Here is an 18,737-nt window from a genome sequence, read left to right on the forward strand (position 1 = left end):
GCCGGGTGTGAGTCCCATGAGCCAACCGACCCCGACCGCCGCCCGCGTACGGCACTCCCTCGCGCCGTGGGCGCGGATCGCCGGACTGACCGTGTGCGCGCTGCTCACCCTGGGCCCGGTCATCTGGACCGTGTCCACCTCGCTGCGCACCCCCGCCGAGTCCTTCGACCTGCCCCCGCGGATCATCCCGACCAGCCCGACCACCGAGGCCTACAGCGGCGTCTTCGACCAGATCGACGTATGGCTGCTCGCCCTGAACTCCACGCTGGTGACCGCGCTGATCGCGGTGGGCCAGATGATCACCGCGGGACTGGCCGGATACGCCTTCGCCCGCCTGGAGTTCCGCTTCAAGAAGTCGCTGTTCGCCCTGGTGCTGGCCACCATGATGGTGCCGCTCCAGGTCACGATCGTGCCGGTGTTCCTGGTGCTGAAGTCGATGAGCCTGACCGACACCCTGCTCGGCCTGATCATCCCGGCCTTCCCCACCGCGTTCGGCACCTTCCTCATGCGCCAGTACTTCCTCGGCATGCCCAAGGACCTCGGTGAGGCGGCCATGCTCGACGGGGCGGGGCCCTGGCGGGTGTTCCGGTCCGTGTACGCACCGCTCGCCGCGCCCGGACTCGCGATCGTCGGCGTCCTCGCCTTCAACTACCACTGGAACGAGTTCTTCCGCCCGCTGATCCTGGAGACCTCCGCCCAGAACTACACGCTGCCGCTGGGCCTCGTCTCGCTCCAGGGCAACCTCGGCACCGGCTCCATCTCCGTGGTGCTCGCCGGCGTCGTGCTCTCCATGATCCCCGCCGTCGCCGTGTTCGTCGTCGGCCAGCGCCCTCTTCGTGAGGGCATCACCTCCGCAGGAGTCAACCGTTGAGCCCCGCCCCGTCCCAGGACCCGAACGCCCCCCGCTTCCGGGTCCGCCCGCCCGCCAACTGGATCAACGACCCCAACGGCCCGTTCCGTTGGCGCGGCCGCTACCACCTCTTCTACCAGCACAACCCGGACGCCCCGGTGCACACCAACGTCCACTGGGGCCACGTCTCCAGCCCCGACCTCGCCCGCTGGCAGCACCATCCGATCGCGCTCACCCCGACCCCGGGCGGCCCCGACGAGGCGGGCTGCTGGTCCGGCTGCGTGGTCGACGACGACGGCGTGCCGACCGCCGTCTACACCGGCGTCGACCGTGACCACACCGGCCTCGGCACCATCTGCCTGGCACCGGCGGCCGACCCGGACGACGAGGCGCTGACCGAGTGGAAGCCGCTGCCGACGCCGGTGGTGGCGGGTCCGCCGGACGGGCTGGACGTGGTGATGTTCCGCGACCCGTTCGTCTTCCGGCACGGCGGCAGACGCTGGGCGCTGGTCGGCGCCGGCCACGCCGACGGCACGCCCTCCGTGCTGCTGTACGACTGCGTCGAGCTGTCCGACTGGCGGTTCGCCGGTGTCCTGGCCGACGGCAACGACCCCGTCGCCACGGCCGCGTTCGGCGCCGGGGCGGTCGGCTGGGAGTGCCCGCAACTGTGCGAGACGCCGGACGGCGACTGGGTGCTGGTGGTGTCGCTCTGGGACGACGAGCCGTGCGGCACCGGTTACCTGACGGGCCGTCTGGAGCCGGGCCGGGACGGCGGACTGCGCTTCGCGGCCCATGTGGGCGGGCGTCTCGACCACGGCCGCGACTTCTACGCGCCCGCGGTGCTCCAGGAGGCGGATCGCGCCCTGATGTGGGGCTGGTCATGGGAGTCCCGCGAACAGGACGAGGTCGACCGCGCCGGCTGGGCCGGCGTCCTCACCGTGCCCCGCGTCGTCGACGTCCACCCGGACGGAACCCTGCGGGTCACCCCCGCCCCCGAGCTCCAACTCCTGCGCTCCGTCGAGCCGTTCGCCACGACGCCGGCCCCGACAACCCTGCCGCGGGCCTACGACCTGACCGTCACCGCCCGCGAAGCGACCACCGTACGACTGCTGCGTTCGGCGTCGGGCGCGGAACTGACCGTCCGCGTGGACCCCGGGCAGGGCACCGTGACCCTCGACCGCGGCGGCTGGCCGCGCACCGCGCACCAGGACGACGCACCGGTCGTCGCACGCGTACCGGGCGGGGCGGAACTCGCGGTCCGTGTCCTCGTCGACGGATCGCTCTACGAGGTGTTCGCCGGCGACCGCGCCATGATCACCGAGCGGGTCTACCACCGCCCGGACGACGTGCCGGAACTCCTCGTGACCGGCGCCGGGGCGTCCGTCACCGGGTGGGAGCAGGTCCCACCGACTCCCGGTCGATGACAGGGCAGGCCAGGCGCCGCACGGTGGGGCTCGGCGCCCGGCCCGTTCCGATGGCGTCGAGCAGCAGCCGCACCGCTGCCTCGCCCATCGCCCGGTGCGGCAGCGCGACCGTCGTCAGGGGCGGGGACAGGAACGCCGCCATGTGCTCCTGGTCGTCGTAACCGACGACCGACACGTCACCGGGCACGTCGAGACCGAGCCGGGCCGCGGCGTGCAGGACGCCCGCCGCGACCCGGTCGTTGTAACAGAACAGCCCAGTGGGGTGCGCCCCTGCGGCCGCGCCTTCGAGCAGCCGCAGGGCGCCCTCGTACCCGCTGGAGATCTCGCCCCCGGTCCGCACCACCCATTCCCGGGGGACCGTGACCCCTTCGGCGCGCAGCGCGTCACGGAAGCCCTGCAACCGCTCCACCGAGGCGATGTCGTGCGCGCCGCCGACGACCGCGACCCTGCGGTGACCTTGATCGAGGAGCAGCCGCGCCGCCGCACGGCCGCCGGAGCGTTCGGCGGGGACGACGGCGGGCAGCGAGCCGTCCTCGGGCAGGCAGTTGGCGAGGACGGAGAGGGTGCGGTGCAGGCCCTCCGGGACGCTCACGCGACGCAGGGACATCGCCGCGTAGATGATGCCGTCGACCCGACGGTCGAGGAGCTCGGCGACGGCCGCGTCCTCCTTGGCCGGGTCGCCGCCCGAGTCCACGGTGAGGACCAGGTGTTCGCTGTCCCAGGCCGTCTCCATGGCGCCGCGCAGCAGCCGGCCCGCGAACGGCGTCGAGGCGATCTCGTCGGTGACCAGGCCGATCACGGCCGTGCGGCGGCGGCGCAGGCCGCGGGCCACGGGGTCGGGGCGGTAGCCGAGCTGGGCGGCGGCGTGCCGGATGCGTTCCTGTGTGGCGGGGGAGAGGTTGCCCTCGGCGCGGCCGTTGAACACGAACGAGACGGCCGTGTGCGACACCCCGGCGAGCCGGGCCACGTCCCGGGACGTGGGGCGCCCGGACCCCGACGTGTGCTTGTCCTGCGCGCCTGCCATGCCGTCCGCTGCCCTCGTCCCACTCGTATGCCGACCTGCGGTCACCCTATCCGGCACCGTGTGCCCGGGGCGGCGCGAGGGAACGACCGCGGGCGCCCGGCGGGCGGGGCGGGCTTGCGTCGCCTGGTGCGCCAGAGACGCCTACCTGCCCCCGGGGGGCATGTGGCGGGTGTCCAGGTTGCCGGGCACCGGAAAGCACTCACGCAGGTCGTCTGCCGTGCTCGACAGGTGCAGGGACCGTGCCAGGGCGGTCATCATCACGAGCCGGGGCCCGGCGTTCTGAGGGCCGCCGGAGTGAGACTGGGGCTGGAAGGCGAGGATGCTCGGGACCGTGGCAGAGGTGCTGGACGGAGCCGTGGACGTACTCAGCGCGGCTATGGGCCTGGGGTGCGTGTGGTTGGGATGGCGGGCCGTGCTCCGACCCCGGCGGCCACCGGAGCCGATCCAGGGACCCGTGTGGGCGGTCCGCGCCTGGGGGCTCGGCTATGTGCTGCTGGGGATCGCCCTCGCCGTCCAGTCGGTGGCCCTGGTCGCCGGCGGGGAACCGGGCCGGCCGGTGGACGTGATCCGCTGGGTCGCGGGACCGCTCGTGGTCGGCTCGGTTCTGGCGGCGTTCCTGTCCCGGCGGTGGGAGCGCCGTCGCAACAAGGCCGTGGATGGGAATCGGCCGGCGTGAACCGGGTCGTCCCGTGGAGCGAGGCGGCTCGTGGCTGTTGCAGGCCGGCTGCTAGCGGTCCGGGACGCGGAGTGCTGTGCTGTGGGCGGGCCACCGCTTTCGGCCGGGAGCGGTCGCAGGCCTTGCGGGGGACTGTCGTGCTGGTCGGTTCTCGTCGACGTCTTGCCGCGCGTCTTGCACGAAGTCGTGCTGAAACTCTCCGAGCGGGACACACGTCAAGCAGCGGCGCGCGCACGACATGAGGCGCCGCACGACGAGAGGGACGAGGCTGGCGATGCGTGCGTTGACCGTGCGGCCCGGTGTGAAGGAGTCCGTCGAGGTGCGGGAGGTGCCCGACCCCGTCCCGGCGGACGATGAACTGCTGGTGCGGGCCCTGTCGGTGGGGGTGTGCGGAACGGACAGGGAGATCGCCCGCGGCGAGTACGGCTGGGCCCCGCCCGGCCGTGAGCGGCTGGTCCTGGGACACGAGTCCCTGGGGCGGGTGCGGCAGGCGCCGCCCGGCAGCGGCTTCTCGGCCGGTGACCTGGTCGCCGGGGTGGTGCGCCGGCCGGACCCCGAGCCGTGCGGGGCCTGCGCACGGGGAGAGTTCGACATGTGCCGCAACGGCCGCTACACCGAACGCGGCATCAAGGAGATCGACGGCTACGGCGCCCAGGCCTGGTGCGTGGAAGCCGACTACGCGGTGAAGCTGGCGCCGTACCTGGAGCGGGTCGGTGTTCTCATGGAGCCGGCCACCGTGGTGGCGAAGGCGTGGGAACAGGTCGAGCGGGTCGGTGCCCGTTCGTGGTTCGAGCCGCGTCGCGCTCTGGTCACGGGTGCCGGGCCCATCGGTCTGCTGGCCGCCCTCCTGGGCGCACAGCGCGGACTGCAGGTGCATGTGCTCGACCGGGTCGCCGAAGGGCCCAAGCCCGCGCTCGTGCGGGACCTGGGCGCCACCTACCACGCGGAGGACGTCGAGCAGGTCGTCTCCGCCGTCCGCCCGGACGTCGTCATCGAGGCCACGGGCGCGAACACGCCCGTCCTCGCCTCGCTGACCGGCACTCCGCCCTACGGAGTGGTGTGCCTGACCGGTGTGTCGCCCGCCGGTCGCAGGACGACGGTCGACGCGGGAGCGATCAACAGGGAGATCGTGCTGCAGAACGACGCGGTGGTGGGCTCGGTCAACGCCAACCTGCGTCACTACCGCCAGGCCGCCGACGCGCTGGCGAAGGCCGACCTGTCATGGCTCGATCGCATGATCACCCGGCGGGTGCCTCTGGAACACGCGGCGGAGGCGTTCGCGCCACAACCGGACGACGTCAAGGTCATCGTCGAACTGTAGGCGGCAAGATCCCGAGGAAGGTTCTGGATGTCTCACCACACCGCTCCGTTGGTCGTCGTCATGGGCGTGTCCGGTTCGGGAAAGACCACCGTGGGCCAACTCCTGGCACAACGCCTCGGTGTCCCGTACGCCGAGGGGGACGACTTCCACCCCGCGCCCAATGTGGCGAAGATGCGAGCCGGCCACCCCCTCGACGACGAAGACCGCCGCCCCTGGCTGGACGAGATCGCACGATGGCTGGTCGGTCACGCCGGCAGTGGCGGAGTGGTGACGTGCTCGGCGCTCAAACGTCGCTACCGCGACCGACTGGCCTCCGCCGCGCCGGACGTCTTCTTCCTCCACCTCGACGGCTCACCCGAGCTGATCGCCGCGCGGATCACCGCTCGACGGGGCCATTTCATGCCGCCCGACCTGCTCCGTACGCAGTTCGCCGACCTGGAACCGCTGGGCGAGGAGGAAGCGGGCGCGGTCGTCCCGATCGACGGGACACCCGAGGAGACCACCGCCCTCGCCCACGCCGCCGCCACCGCCTCGTGAGCCGCGGCCTCGGCGTTCACCACGCCGTGGCCCTCCTCCACGGCGTGCGCGAGACCGCGTTGCTCGTGGACGGCAAGGCGGTCGGCCATCGGGCCACTCGGGCGTGACAGCACGAGCCCGTTGTCGGGTTCACCGCGGAACTGCCCGGCGACCCGCCCGTGACCGAAGCCGTTCCGGGGGACTCAGGCGTCGGCCGGGTTGTCGTCCTCGGAACACTGACGGTGTCCGTCCGTTGCCTGCGCGGCGCCGGTGGCGTTCGGCTGGACCGGGCCGGTCCGCTGGTGGACGTCGGGGACGCCGTCGGCGTTCCGGTCGCGGTTGTCCTCCTCGTAGAGCTGCCGGTAGCGGTTGTTCCGCAGCCGCAGGAGGACGGAGGCCAGGAGTGCGGAGGTCAGGGAACCGAGAAGGACGGCCGCCTTGATCTGTTCGAGGTCCGCGGCACCTGGATAGGCGAGTTCACCGATCAGCAGCGAGACGGTGAAGCCGATGCCGGCCAGCGTGGACACGGCCAGCACGTCCGCCCAGGCGAGGTCCGGGCTGAGCCGGGCTCGGGTGAAGCGGACGGCGAGGTAGGAACCGCCGAAGACGCCGAGTACCTTTCCGGCGGCCAGGCCCAGCGCCACGCCCATCGGTTCGGGTTGGCCGATGACGTTCTTCAGGGTGTCGCCGGAAACGCCGACCCCGGCCGCGAACAGCGCGAACAGTGGGACGGCCACTCCGGCGGAGACCGGGCGCACCAGGTGCGCGATCCACTCCGCGGGGCGCCGGCCCTGTTCACCGTCCTCCGCGACCCGCAGCAGGAGTCCCATGGCGACACCGGCCACGGTGGCGTGGACGCCGCTGGCGTGCGTGAGGCCCCAGATCACCAGGGCGAGCGGCACGTACCAGTACCAGCCGTGCACGCGCCGCCGGTCGTGCAGGTGGAAGAAGAGTCCGAGGCCGACGACGGCGCCGATGAGGGCGGCCAGGTTGATCGTCGACGTGTAGAACAGAGCGATGACGACGACGGCACCCAGGTCGTCGACCACCGCCAGCGTCAGCAGGAAGGCGCGCAGCGAGGAGGGCAGGTGTGTGTCGATCACCGCGAGGACGCCCAGCGCGAAAGCGATGTCCGTGGCCATGGGGACGGCCCAGCCGTTCCACGTGCCGCCCAGGCCGACGGCGACGAGGCCGTAGACGAGGGCCGGTACGGCCATGCCGCAGGCCGCCGCGATGACCGGGAGCGCCGCGGTTCGCGGGTGCCGCAGTTCGCCGACCACCAGTTCGCGTTTGAGTTCCGCGCCCGCGACGAAGAAGAAGACGGCCAGCAGCCCGTCGGACGTCCAGTGGGCGACCGACAGGTCCAGGCCCAGAGCCCCGATGCCGAAGTGGAAGTCCCGTACGGTCTCGTAGGTCTCGCTCCACGGCGTGTTGGCCCACACCAGTGCCACGGCCGCCGCGACCAGCAGGACGACGCCGCCGACCGTCTCCGTGCGCAGCGCAGCCACCACGAACCTGCGCTCCGGCAGCGGGAGACGGCCGAGGACGGTGCGGTTCTTGCGGTGGTGACGGGACATGCGGCTGACCTTTCGCTGACCCGGTGGTCCCGGTCGGCGGGCGCTCAGACCTCGAGGAGCTGTCTCAGCAGGTGTGCGGCCGTGATGACGCCCAGGAGGCGGGCGGGGTCCGTTCCGGCGCCGCGCTCGACGACGGCGACCAGGGGACTTCGGGTGCGGGCCATCAGTTCCGCGATCTCCATGGCGGTGCAGTCCGGATCGGCGGTGGGCGGGGCCGGCCGGCCGACGGGCAGGCAGTCGACGAGTCTCGTGCCTGCGAGAGCCCGGACCAGGCGGTCGGCGTGGGGTTCGTCGATCACTTCGGCGAGTACGCGGTCCTCCTGGACGTAGCCGGGCACCAGGGTTCTGACGAGGTCGGAGGCGGGCAGCGTCGTGTACGGCCGCCCGTCGGGCTCGAGAACGAGCAGGCCGGGCAGGTCGTTCTCGGCGAGCAGCCGCACCGCCTCCAGAACGTCGGCGTCCTTGCTGACCGCGACGTAGGGCTGCGCGAGATCACGTGCACGCATGGGGCTCCTCACTCGGGGAGTCGGTGGCTCGTCGCTCGCGCCGCTCGACCGCACGGGCACCGTCCCGCCGCACGGGCACTGGCCGGCGGAGCAGGCCTCGGGGCTGGGCGGGCATCCCCTGTACGGGCTTGTCACCGGGCGCAGGCGCTCTACTTCTTGCCATCGGGCGCTTTACCTGCGGAATACCCGTGCCACCCGGCGGGACGCCTGCCGAGTCGGCCCAATCACGGCCCTCTCGGCCCTCCCGAACTTGCCGCACCTCGGCAAAATGGGAGCATGCCGACGCAACGACGCCCCCAGGGTCCGCGTCCCACCACGCCGACCGCCGGCACCACCGCACCGGACATGACGGGCACGACGGACGACGACACCCTGACGGCGGACATGCAGCGCCACCTGAAACGGCTCGCCGACTCCTCCCTCACCAAGCGGGGAGTGCCCGTCGAGGACCTCGAAGCGCTGCGGCAGCTCGCCTCCGCAGCGGCGGACCGTGGCACGGCACTGCGGTTCCTGATCGCCGCATACCTCGGCTCGGTCTGCCGGATCTGGACGGATCTGTCGGATCCCTTGAAGGCCCTCGACGCCGGGGAGCTGAGAGAGATCGGTTCCGCCCTCATCACGGCGGTCGGCGATACGACGGTGGCGCTGACCGAGGGCTACGAGACAGCCCACCGTGCGGCGATCCGAGGCGAGGAGGCGATGCGGCGGGAGTTCGTCGACGATCTCCTCGACGGCCGGTCCGACCTCGGTCGCCTCGCCGAACGGGCGGAGCGATTCGGGCTGCGACTCGCAGGCCCTCACAGCGTGGCCGTCGCCCGGGCAGGCCGGCCCTTCGGGGCCGGCGACGACACCACACGGTATGTCGAAGAGGCGCTGACCGCCCGGTTCAGCGCGAAGGACGTACTGATCACCACCAAGGACAGCCTGCTGGTGTGCGTGTCGCCCGGTGTGGAGCCCGAGGCTCCCGAATTCTTCGCCACTGCCGTACACCACGCGGTCGACGAGCGGTGCCGGGTCGCCATCAGCCGCCCGCGCCCCGGCCCCAGCGGCGTCGTCCACTCCTACCGCGAGGCACGCAGCACCCTCGACCTCGCCACCCAGCTCGGCTTGAGCCCTCCCCTGGTGCACGCCTCCGACCTGCTCGTCTTCCAGGTCCTCGGCAGGGACCGGGCCGCCATCACCGACCTGGTGGCGACCGTCCTCGGCGGGCTCGAGCACGCACGCGGCGGCCCCAGGACCCTCCTGGAGACCCTCACCGCGTACTTCGCCAACGGCTGTCAGAACACCACCACGGCGCGGAGACTCGCGGTGAGCGCACGCACCGTCACCTACCGGCTGACCCGCATCCGGCAGCTCACCGGCCACGATCCCACGGATCCCGACCAGCGCTACGTCCTGCAGACCGCCGCACTCGGCGCCCGCCTCCTGGACTGGCCCGCGCGCCCACTTCAGCCCTCCGAGTGATCGACCGCGCGCTCGATGGTGCAAGACCGTCGATCACCGGGTGGGGGGGGGGGGAGTGGCTGCCGGTGAGCTGTCCGGCGAGGCGCCCAGTGATGACCATGACGAGCGCTTTGCCAGCCGGTATGAGCAGCTCAGGACCTTGGAACAGGCGGTCCGGCAGACCACCGGGCTCGAGATCGTGGCCGACAATCTCGCCGGGGCGGCCTCTGAGACCGGATGCTCGTACGGCGAGGCGAGCCACTCCGACGACTGCGGACGAGCGTGTGTCGGAATCCATCGGACGGGCCGTTGACCGACGTCGCCTTCCGGCACGAGTTGCCGACATTGCCCACCAGCAAGTTCCGTCGTCCCGAGTGTCGGCAGACGGTCGTTCGCCGACACTTACGAGCCGGTCGGCGAGCCGCCTGGGGATGTCGAGGATCGGGGCGTCGGGGTGATGAGGAGGCCTCAAGGTCCGGGATGTTAGTTGCTAACTGCCTGTTCTCTATCTGCTCGTGCGGTCGGACAGGTAGAAGGGGAGTCTGTTCGGGTGAGTTGTCCCGAGCGGGTGCATGAAGGAAGGGCCTCTTGGTAGCTCGCGGATGTCGAGTCCAGCGAGGAGCAAGAGGCCCTGTTGTCGAAGTGTCGCGTGGTCGTGGTCGCCGGGTCCAGTTCGTCCACTCGTGGGTGTGACTGCCTCGCCCACAGGTTCGGGAACGCTGTCGACCGGCCGCAGCGCCGGCCCCGATACAGCTCGGACAGGAGCGATGCCGGGTGGGCTGTGGGGAAGGATCTGCTGCCGGTTCCGGGCTGGCTGTCGGGCCGCGGCGGGCGTCCGGAGGGCTACTGCCACCGGCAGATGATCGACGCGGTGCGCTACCTCGTCGACAACGGCATCAAGTGGCGGGCGATGCCGGCGGACTTCCCGCCCTGGCCGCGCGTCTACGCCTTCTTCGCCCGCTGGCGGGACACCCCGGCTCCGGCAACAACGGCTCGATCAGCTCCCACAGTTCATCCGACACGATCCACGGCCACGACTGACGCGACGTTGGGCGGCGGCGCGGTCCGTGACGACCGAGGCCGACGCGGGCCACGTTGCCGACACCGTGCTGGTGGACTTGTCATCCTCGAACTCGGACACGTTCTCACTGGTCATCGATGCGTCTTCCGTGGCCGGGAGTTACATCGAACGTCTTGCGGTCCCGTCGCCGTGGTCGCGATCCGGACTGCCGGCGGTACATGGTCTCCAAAGCGGCGGCCATCACGTGGGGATCTTGGTGGCCCTTGTAGACCTCGGGCGGTCTTCTGTCGAGGCCGAGGAGCTGGGACATGGCTGTCCAGGCGGTGCGCAGGGAGCACTCGACGGTGCAGACCACGTCGTCGGGCACTTCGGCGAACTGGCCGATGGAGGCGAGGCTGACCGAGCCCTCGGGTACCACCTTGGGACGGTCGTCGCGGCGGCGCGTCAGGAACTGGCTGGTGATGTACGGCATCAGGCAGGACGGTGGAGCTCTCGACTACACGTGCCGCCACCGCGTCGTCGGAGGGCATGTGGTGCAGGACCTCTTCGAGGATCTCCCGGCCGGAGCACATCGTCATTGGCTTGGGCGTGTGGTTGCCGACGCGGCCGGGGCGCAGGCCGTAGCCCCACCAGACGGAGACGTCTTCGGGCTGGTCGCGGTAGACGGGCCGGCGGCCCGCGGTGATGGTGAGCAGCCAGTTGGAGTCGGTGAACGTCATCGGCCCGCCCCGGCCGGTCTCCCGGCCGCTGAACTCAGCGAGCACGTCCAGGAGGGCGGGATCCTCGGTGGTGCCGGTGAACGACTCCCGGCGGGACTCCTTGACGTGCTTGTCGAAGGCGTCGGGATTGCCGAAGTCGTCGCCGCCCCTGGCCAGCCGGTGCCAGAGCAGCCAGGCGTTCGAGTTCCGGGTGGGGGGCGGCGGAGCAGTGAAGCGTGAGCCGAGGCTGGTCGAGTCGGTCATGGAGCCGTTGGTCACCAGGACCAGGCCCTCGGGGGCCACGTCGATCTGTTTCCGTCGCCGTCCACGAGCCGTGCGATGTCGTCCCAGGCGAAGTCCTGGTGTCCGGCGAGGATCTCCTGCGTCAGGGACACCGAGGGGTCGTCGAGCGAGGGGATGCCGGACAACAGGTCGTACGTGCAGCGGTACTCGGCCTCGAACATCCGCCCGCCGCGCATGGTGTAGCCGGCGTCGGCCGTGCCGCCCGCGTCCAGGCTGCCGCCGATGTTGTGCTGCTCCTCGAAGAGGTGGATGTCCGCTCCGTCGAATCCGCCGTCGCGGATCAGAACGTGGCCGCGGCCAGTGCCGCCATGCCGCTGCCCACCAGGTATGCGTTCGCCATGACACAACTCCTCGTACTGGCCCGTTGTTCGGGAACCGCACGGCGTCAGCGTTTCCCGTGCCTGCGTGCGCCGTCAGCGGGCTGTTGGTCACTCACCTGGTCCGGACGGCCCCATCAGTCGTTCAGGCCGCCGGGCCAGGCAGCCACAGGTCGGGGCCGAAGACCTCGTAGCGGATGCTGCGCGCCGGGACGCCCGCGGCCAGCAACTGGCCGCGCACCTCCCGCATGAACGGCAGCGGCCCGCACAGGAACACCGTGGCGCCGTCGGGAACTTCGATGCCGTCGAGGTTCATCAGGCCTTCGCGCGCATCGGGTTCCACAGGGCCGGGCTGCTCGTACCAGAAGACCGCGCGGGCACCCGGAAGTTGCCCGACCAGCTTCCCCGTCTCGGCGCGCAGGGCATGGTCGGCGGGGGAGCGGTCGGCGTGCAGCACCAGCACCGGGCGGGTCGAGCCGAGGGCGGCGAGATGCGCCAGGATGCTGGTCATGGGGGTGCCGCCGATGCCCGCGGAGACCAGGACGACCGGGGTGGTGGCGTCGGCCGGGTCGTCGAGGAAGACGTCTCCGAAGGGAGCCGAGAGGGTGAGTTCGTCTTCCTCTCGGACCTGGTCGTGCAGCAGGTTGGAGACCTCGCCGTCCGGCGTGCCGGACGTGCCTGCGACCCGTTTGACGGTGATGCGCCGAAGATCCCCGCCCGGGTCGGACGACAGGCTGTACTGGCGCAGTTGGTGCACCCCGTCGGCCATCAGCACCCGTACGCTTGTGTACTGGCCCGCCCGCGCCTGCGGTGTCGGCTGCCCGTCGGAGGGGCGGAGCAGGAAGGACACCACGTCGTCGGTTTCGCTGCGGCGCTCGACGACCGTCCACTGCCGCCAGATCTGCCCGGGCTCGACGCCCGCGTCCTGGTAGAGGCGGGCCTCCTGGGCGATCAGGGCGCCGGCCATCAGCCAATACACCTCGTCCCACGCGGCCGCCACCTCGGGGGTGACCGCGTCGCCGAGGACCTCGGCTATCGCGCCGAACAGGTACTTGTGCACGATCGTGTACTGGTCGTCGGTGACCCCCACCGCGGCATGCTTGTGCGCGATACGGCTCAGCAGGGCGTCGGGCCGGACGTCCGGTTGCTCCAGCAACATGGTCGCGAAGGCCGCGATCGAGCCGGCCAGGGCGCGGCGCTGGGCTCCGCTGGCCTGGTTGCCACGGTTGAACATCCCGTCGAGCAGCTCCGGCCGGTCGCGGAACATGGCGCCGTAGAAGCGGGTGGTGATCTCGTCGAGGGCTCCGGCCACGGCGGGCAGGGTGGCGCGTACCACGGCGGCGGATTCTGCGGACAGCATGGAGACTCCCAGGCAGGGCGGGGTGAGGTGGGATGGGCGCCGGAACGATGGGGCGACCGTCTTCTGTGTAGCAGGCAACGGACCGCGTTTCGGCGACGCTGGGCGAAGAAGGGCCGAACGGCCCCATCGATTCGGGCACAGCTGCCCCATGGGTCCCGCCGGGACCGGGCCGGATGGGCTGGGGACGACCTCCTGTCGGCCCTGTCCGCTGCCGCGGCGGGCGCGGTCGGCTGCGTCCGACGACACGACGGCGTTCGGGGGCACTCCACAAGCGGCGGCTGGCCGAACATGGGGGCGTGGGCGGCCTACTGGCCGCGGCGCCACTCCCGGTACGCTGCTACGGCCGTCGGCAGTGTGGGGAAGATCCGCTCGGGGCCGACGGTGTCCGTGAGGCCGTACGCCGTCAGGTCGTCCAGCAGGTCCTGCTTGACGCGGGCGAGGGCGAAGGCGATGCCCCGGTCGGTGAGTTCGCGGCGGACGTTGGCCCCGGTGTTGAGGACGGACCATCGGACCGGACCGGTCTGTTCGTCGACCGCGGTCAGGGCCCGGCGCTGGATCCACTGACCAACGAACCGTGCAAATGGGGCTGTTGGTCCACTCCGGGTCTCCGCTCACAGGGCCTACCGGCCCCGGTTCGGGACGTGCGGCCCCTGCATCACCGGCCCTTGTGCCACCACGCTGAAGTCGAACCCCGGATGAGGAGGCAGAACATGATCCGCAGTGTTGTCGTAGGTCTCGATGGCTCGGCTGAGAGCCGTGCCGCGGCGGAGTGGGCGGCCCGCGAGGCGAAGCGGCGCTTCCTGCCGCTCAGACTCGTCCACGTGTGGGAGCCGGTTCCCGCGCCCATCGCCCTGGCGCGGTTCCTCGGTGCGGAGACGCAGAAACTGTGGAGCGAGCGTGTTCCGCGCGAGGTGGTCGAGGACCTCAAGGTGCGTCACTCCGGACTGGACGTGTCGGTGGAACAGCTCTCCGGCCGGCCCGCCGAGGCGCTGACCGAGGCCGCGAAGGACGCCGAGCTGCTTGTCCTCGGCTCCCGAGGGCTGAGCGGCATCGGGGGATTCCTCGTCGGCTCCGTGGGCCAGGCCGTCCTGGCGCGCACCGAGCAGCCTGTGGTTCTGGTCCGTGCCGGCGAGCAGGCCACCGGCGGGCCCGTCGTCCTCGGGCTCGACACCGATCACCCCGACGACACGCTGCTCACCTTCGCCTTCGAGGCGGCCGCCCGCCGCGTCACCCCGCTGCGGGTCGTCCACGTCTGGAACCCGCCGCCGTACTTCGCCTACGGCCTGCCCGCCGACCCGGAACTCGACGCCGCGCTGGGCAAGCAGGACGCTGACACGCTGACCGAGGTGCTGCACCACTGGAAGGAGAAGTACCCGGCCGTCGAGGTCATCGAGGAGTCCCGCCCCGGCACTCCCGCCGTCCACCTGGTCGATGCCTCCCGCGACGCGTCCCTGGTCGTCGTCGGCCGCCGGACCCGCCGCAGCCCGCTCGGCGCCCACATCGGCTCCGTCACGCACGCCGTGCTGCACCACGCCACCGCCCCCGTCGCCGTCGTCGCGCACGCCTGACGCACCCGAGACCCTTCCGGAGAAGCCACCATGAACGAGGTGCACCACGGCACCATGCAACTCCCTCTGGTCGTGGGCGTGGACGGATCCGAGCCGAGTCTGCGGGCCGTCGACTGAGCGGCGGACGAGGCCGCCCTGCGCGGGGTGCCACTGCGGCTGGTGCACGCCTCGCTGTGGGAGCGGTACGAAGATGCCGCGCCGGCCGAGGATCTCGGAGAGCCGTCCGAGCCGGTGCTCGCCGACGGCATCCTCGACGCGCCGCCCGGCGGGCGCGCACCCGGAAGCCGCATCTGAAGGTGTCCACCGAGGTACTGCCCGAGGAACCGGAGTACGCACTGGTGCGGGAGGGAGCCCACGCCTCAGCCCTCGTCCTGGGGTCCCGGGGGCGCGGCGGTATCGCCGAGTTCCTGCTCGGTTCCGTCAGCCTGGCCGTGGCTGCCTGCGCCGCCTGCCCGGTGATCGTGCGCGGCCGCCACGACAAGCGGGTACAGCCGGTGACGCGCGGGCGCATCCTGCTCGAGGTTCTGCTGGAGGCGTCGGCCACCGCCGACCTGCTGGTCGTCGGAGCCCGGCGGCAGCAGCAGACCTTCGGACTCCAACTCGGACGCGTCGCCCACACGGTGCTGCACCACTCCGCCTGCCCGGTCGCCGCCGTACCGCAGCGGAGCTGGTCCGAGACCGGCTCAGAGACCCGCCGCGTGATCGGGGACGTACGTCTGCAGATCGCGCGGCGGCCGTACATAGCCCGTCGAGGGTGGCCGCGGCGGCAGGTCGAGCACCGGCCGCGGTACCTCGTGGTACGGCACGGTGCTCAGCAGATGCGCGATCATGTTCAGCCGGGCGCGCCGCTTGTCGTCGCTCTCGACGACGTACCACGGTGCCTCGGCGATGTCGGTGTGCACGAGCATCTCGTCCTTGGCCCGGGAGTACGCCTCCCACCGGGTGATCGACTCCAGGTCCATGGGGGAGAGCTTCCAGCGCTTCGTCGGGTCGTCCAGCCGCTGCCGGAACCGCTCCTGCTGCACGTCGTCGCTCACCGAGAACCAGTACTTGCGCAGCAGGATCCCGTCCTCCACCAGCATCCGCTCGAAAATCGGGCACTGCCGCAGGAACAGCTGGTGCTCCTCCTCAGTGCAGAAACCCATCACGTGCTCCACGCCCGCCCGGTTGTACCAGCTGCGATCGAACAGCACGATCTCCCCGGTGGCCGGCAGGTGCTCGGCGTACCGCTGGAAGTACCACTGGGTGCGCTCGCGCTCGGTGGGTTTCGGCAGCGCCACGATCCGGGCGACGCGGGGGTTGAGGTGCTCGGCCACCCGTTTGATGGTGCCGCCCTTGCCGGCCGCGTCCCGTCCCTCGAAGACGACGACCAGGCGGGCGCCCTCCGCGCGCACCCACTCCTGCAGCTTCACCAACTCCGTCTGCAGGCGCAGCAGTTCCTTCTCGTACGTCTTGCGCGGCAGCGTCGCCGCCTTCTCGCCGGCCATGACGCCTCCATCACCCGGTGACATACGTGGACCCGGACAGCACGCTAGTGCAGCGAGCTCCTGGCCGCCGCGGTCGCGTGCTCGGAGAGGTGGAACTCCACGTCCACGACCCCCTCGACGGCACGGATCAGGCGGGCGGCCACCGGGACCAGCGCGGGGTCCCGCATACGGCCGCCGAGCTTCACGACTCCCTCCCGCACCGCCACGCGTACGGCCGATGCCGGCGCGGGGAAGAGGTACGACACCACCTCCCGTCGGACCTCCTCGGCGATGTCCTCGTCGTCGCGCAGGAACACCGTCAGCAGGTCGGCGCGGCTCACGATGCCCTGCAGCATGCCCAACTCGTCGACGACCGGCAGCCGCTTGACCTTCGCGCGCGCCAAGATCCGCGCGGCCTGGGCGAGCGTCGTGTCGGCCCGGACGGTGAGGGCCGGAGAGGTCATGAGTTCCCCGGCGGTCACCGCTCCGGCCTTCGCGAGATCGGGCAGGCGCCTCAGCTGGGTGCGCCGGTCGGGGTCGCTGTCGCGGAACTCCTCCTTGGGCAGCAGGTCGGCCTCGGAGACGACCCCGACCACGCGGCCCTCGCCCTCCAGGACGGGCAGGGCGCTGACCTTCCAGTCGTGCATCATCCGCACGATCTCCTTGAAGGTGGCATTACGGCCGATGGCGGCGACGGTGTGGGTCATCACGTCGCTGACGATGTGCGGGCTGCCGTGCATCATCCCTCCCTGGTGGCTGTCGTGGTCCGAGTCGTGGGCGCGGTCACAGCAGGCTGCCGCTGCCGTAGGGGGCGTAGAGGTCGAGCAGCCGCGTGCGGGCCGAGCGCAGGCGGTGGGCGAGGACACCGCCCACCCACTGGGCGACGCTCGCACCCAGCGCGGGGTCGTCCTGGCACATCGAGCGGATCGCCGGCGCGTCGAACTCGTAGACGCGTACCGGGCTGGTGGCCTGGGCGCCCAGGTGCCAGGCGTGCGGGGCGAACAGCCAGGACCAGCCGATGAGTTCGTTGGGCCGGAGGGTCTCGATGACGGCGGCCCGGCGGCCGGGGACCCGCATGTCGAGGTCGACCGAACCGGTGCGGATGATCCAGAACCGGTCGGCGCGGCCCCCTTCCTCGAAGAGGCGGGTGCCCTGGGGGAAGGACACCTCCCGGGCGAAGCGCATCAGTCGCTGCCGGTGCTCGGCGGGGAGTGCCTGCAGCATGGTGGCCGTGGCGGGAGCGTTCATGGAGTGCCTCCAGTCAGGGCGTACGAACCTGCCACGCCCAGCGTGTCCCCGTGCCCGGTGCCGGGCCATGGGCCACCCGGCCCCATGACCGGGCCGCCCGGTACCCCGTCCGGGCCCTTCGGCACCCTGTGCCCGGACGGCCCCGGAGGTTCGATGGAGACAGAGCCAACCCGACGGAAACGGAAGGGGTGGGCATGGTGGATACGTCACTGCCCCTGGAGCTCCGGAGGCTGTTCGCCGTCCTCCTGGGGATCTCCACCGCGGTCGGCTTCGTGCTCAGCGCCGCGCGCGACGCGCTCGTCCCGCGGGCACAGCACCGTCGGCCCGCACTGCCGGCCACGAACCCGAAGCACCGGCGGTGCGCTTCCCCTCACCAGCCTCCTTCACCTTCTCGTGGCCCCTCTGGAGGGCTCAAGCCATGCGCATCGTCATCGCCCTCGGCGGCAACGCCCTGCTGCGCCGGGGCGACCGCCCCGACGCCGCGGTACAGCAGTCGAACATCGACCGGGTGACCACCGCCGTCGCCGCTCTCGCTCTCGAACACGAGATCGTGATCACCCATGGCAACGAGCCGCAGATCGGCCTGCTCGCCATGGAGAGCGCGGCCGACCCGGTCCTGACCACCCCCTATCCGCTGGACCTGCTGGGAGCCCAGACCCAAGGGCTGATCGGCTCCCTGCTGGCCCGGGCCCTGCGCGACACCCTTCCCGGCCACAAGGTCGCCGCACTCGTCACCCACACCCTGGTACGGGCCGACGACCCGGCCTTGGCACGACCCGCGAAGCGCGTCGGCCCGGTGTACCCCCGGGATGTCGCCCGTACCCTCGCTCGAAGGCACGGATGGCACATCGCGAAGGACGCCACCGGGTGGCGCCAGGTCGTCGCCTCACCCACGCCCGAGAGCATCGTCGAGACGGAGACCATCCACGACCTGCTCACCTGCGGAGCGCTCGTCATCTGCGCCGGCGGCGGAGGCGTACCCGTCACCGCCGACAGCGACACCGGCGCACTGCACGGAGTGGACGCGGTCGTCGACAAGGACCTCACCGCTGCCCTGCTCGCCGAGGAACTCAAGGCCGACTTCCTGCTCATCCTCACCGACGTCCCGTGCGTCTACACCGGCTACGGCACCCACGACCCGCGGCCCGTCCTCGACGCCACGCCCGACGACCTGCGCCGCGCAGGTTTCCCCGCCGACACCATGGGCCCCAAGACGGAGGCCGCCGCCCGGTTCGTCGAACGCACCGGAGGGCTGGCCGCGATCGGTGCCCTGGACGCGGCGTACGAGATCGTCCACGGGAGATCGGGAACGCTGGTGCGCCCCGATCTGGTCATGGGCTGAGATGCAGCCGAAAGGCGAGACCGTCAAGAACCACATCTCCCGCCTGCTCGCATCTGAGCAACAGAGGACCTGGCGCA

16 protein-coding genes and 4 pseudogenes are annotated in these 18,737 nt (G+C 71.5%); 10 read left to right on the forward strand and 10 right to left on the reverse strand.

Annotation, left to right across the window (positions count from 1 at the left end; genetic code table 11):
- The first annotated feature begins 16 nt into the window (after positions 1-16).
- Together ACZ7D7_RS10700 and ACZ7D7_RS10705 are read left to right on the forward strand one after the other, a co-directional pair.
- The gene (locus ACZ7D7_RS10700) at positions 17-871 is read left to right on the forward strand and encodes a carbohydrate ABC transporter permease (protein ID WP_470823642.1); all 855 of its coding nucleotides are present in this window, start codon (positions 17-19) and stop codon (positions 869-871) included.
- The gene (locus ACZ7D7_RS10705) at positions 868-2,274 is read left to right on the forward strand and encodes a glycoside hydrolase family 32 protein (RefSeq protein WP_470823643.1); all 1,407 of its coding nucleotides are present in this window, start codon (positions 868-870) and stop codon (positions 2,272-2,274) included. Before ACZ7D7_RS10700 ends, ACZ7D7_RS10705 begins: the two co-directional genes overlap by 4 nt.
- On the opposite strand, the gene ACZ7D7_RS10710 is transcribed toward ACZ7D7_RS10705, so the two are convergent.
- On the reverse strand, positions 2,234-3,298 hold the full coding sequence (locus ACZ7D7_RS10710; protein WP_470823645.1) for a LacI family DNA-binding transcriptional regulator: 1,065 nt from the start codon (positions 3,296-3,298) through the stop codon (positions 2,234-2,236). The two genes, ACZ7D7_RS10705 and ACZ7D7_RS10710, sit on opposite strands and share 41 nt — an antisense overlap.
- Positions 3,299-3,710: 412 nt before the next feature.
- Here ACZ7D7_RS10710 and ACZ7D7_RS10715 point away from each other — a divergent pair, with 412 nt between their 5' ends.
- The 3 genes from ACZ7D7_RS10715 (at position 3,711) to ACZ7D7_RS10725 (ending at position 5,832) form a co-directional block, all read left to right on the forward strand.
- Positions 3,711-3,974, forward strand: coding sequence for a hypothetical protein (locus ACZ7D7_RS10715; protein ID WP_470823646.1), 264 nt, complete (start codon positions 3,711-3,713; stop codon positions 3,972-3,974).
- 274 nt (positions 3,975-4,248) lie between these two features.
- Positions 4,249-5,295 carry a glucose 1-dehydrogenase gene (locus tag ACZ7D7_RS10720; RefSeq protein ID WP_470823647.1) on the forward strand — a complete coding sequence of 349 codons (1,047 nt, stop codon included), beginning with the start codon at positions 4,249-4,251 and terminating at the stop codon, positions 5,293-5,295.
- A gap of 27 nt (positions 5,296-5,322) precedes the next feature.
- The gene (locus ACZ7D7_RS10725; protein WP_470823648.1) at positions 5,323-5,832 is read left to right on the forward strand and encodes a gluconokinase; all 510 of its coding nucleotides are present in this window, start codon (positions 5,323-5,325) and stop codon (positions 5,830-5,832) included.
- 182 nt (positions 5,833-6,014) lie between these two features.
- Here the strand turns inward: ACZ7D7_RS10725 and nhaA are convergent, their stop codons facing one another.
- Positions 6,015-7,388 carry a Na+/H+ antiporter NhaA gene (gene nhaA / locus ACZ7D7_RS10730; RefSeq protein WP_470823649.1) on the reverse strand — a complete coding sequence of 458 codons (1,374 nt, stop codon included), beginning with the start codon at positions 7,386-7,388 and terminating at the stop codon, positions 6,015-6,017.
- Positions 7,389-7,432: 44 nt separating this feature from the next.
- Positions 7,433-7,894, reverse strand: coding sequence for a CBS domain-containing protein (locus ACZ7D7_RS10735; protein ID WP_470823650.1), 462 nt, complete (start codon positions 7,892-7,894; stop codon positions 7,433-7,435).
- Positions 7,895-8,278: 384 nt separating this feature from the next.
- Here ACZ7D7_RS10735 and ACZ7D7_RS10740 point away from each other — a divergent pair, with 384 nt between their 5' ends.
- On the forward strand, positions 8,279-9,358 hold the full coding sequence (locus ACZ7D7_RS10740) for a PucR family transcriptional regulator (protein ID WP_470823706.1): 1,080 nt from the start codon (positions 8,279-8,281) through the stop codon (positions 9,356-9,358).
- A gap of 760 nt (positions 9,359-10,118) precedes the next feature.
- Positions 10,119-10,247: pseudogene (locus ACZ7D7_RS10745) on the forward strand (IS5 family transposase); the annotation flags it as partial.
- Between the two features lie 235 nt (positions 10,248-10,482).
- On the opposite strand, the pseudogene ACZ7D7_RS10750 reads toward ACZ7D7_RS10745, so the two are convergent.
- The 4 genes and pseudogenes from ACZ7D7_RS10750 to ACZ7D7_RS10765 all read right to left on the reverse strand — a co-directional run.
- Positions 10,483-11,320, reverse strand: a pseudogene (locus ACZ7D7_RS10750) (oleate hydratase).
- 11 nt (positions 11,321-11,331) lie between these two features.
- Entirely contained in the window at positions 11,332-11,706 is a 375-nt protein-coding gene (locus ACZ7D7_RS10755; protein ID WP_470823652.1) for an oleate hydratase, read from the reverse strand.
- A 115-nt stretch (positions 11,707-11,821) separates the two neighbouring features.
- Positions 11,822-13,036: a globin domain-containing protein gene (locus ACZ7D7_RS10760; protein ID WP_470823653.1), complete on the reverse strand. Its 1,215-nt coding sequence runs from the start codon at positions 13,034-13,036 to the stop codon at positions 11,822-11,824.
- Positions 13,037-13,341: 305 nt separating this feature from the next.
- Positions 13,342-13,590, reverse strand: a pseudogene (locus tag ACZ7D7_RS10765) (sodium-independent anion transporter); the annotation flags it as partial.
- Positions 13,591-13,746: 156 nt separating this feature from the next.
- Between ACZ7D7_RS10765 and ACZ7D7_RS10770 the strand changes: the two are divergent.
- Complete coding sequence (locus ACZ7D7_RS10770; RefSeq protein ID WP_470823654.1) at positions 13,747-14,604, forward strand: universal stress protein; 858 nt, start codon at positions 13,747-13,749, stop codon at positions 14,602-14,604.
- Between the two features lie 54 nt (positions 14,605-14,658).
- Positions 14,659-15,269: pseudogene (locus ACZ7D7_RS10775) on the forward strand (universal stress protein); the annotation flags it as partial.
- Positions 15,270-15,287: 18 nt separating this feature from the next.
- Here the strand turns inward: ACZ7D7_RS10775 and ppk2 are convergent.
- Genes ppk2 through ACZ7D7_RS10790 form a run of 3 tightly spaced genes read right to left on the reverse strand, consistent with a single transcriptional unit; the run spans position 15,288 to position 17,318 of the window.
- A complete protein-coding gene (gene ppk2 / locus ACZ7D7_RS10780; RefSeq protein WP_470823655.1) occupies positions 15,288-16,091 on the reverse strand; it encodes a polyphosphate kinase 2 in 804 nt (267 codons plus the stop codon).
- Positions 16,092-16,135: 44 nt separating this feature from the next.
- Positions 16,136-16,810, reverse strand: coding sequence for a CBS domain-containing protein (locus tag ACZ7D7_RS10785; RefSeq protein WP_470823707.1), 675 nt, complete (start codon positions 16,808-16,810; stop codon positions 16,136-16,138).
- A gap of 43 nt (positions 16,811-16,853) precedes the next feature.
- Positions 16,854-17,318, reverse strand: coding sequence for a Crp/Fnr family transcriptional regulator (locus ACZ7D7_RS10790; RefSeq protein ID WP_470823656.1), 465 nt, complete (start codon positions 17,316-17,318; stop codon positions 16,854-16,856).
- A gap of 418 nt (positions 17,319-17,736) precedes the next feature.
- Here ACZ7D7_RS10790 and ACZ7D7_RS10795 point away from each other — a divergent pair, with 418 nt between their 5' ends.
- The gene (locus ACZ7D7_RS10795; protein WP_470823657.1) at positions 17,737-18,660 is read left to right on the forward strand and encodes a carbamate kinase; all 924 of its coding nucleotides are present in this window, start codon (positions 17,737-17,739) and stop codon (positions 18,658-18,660) included.
- Positions 18,661-18,737 lie beyond the last annotated feature (77 nt).

Source organism: Streptomyces sp. NPDC037054 (assembly GCF_055606745.1).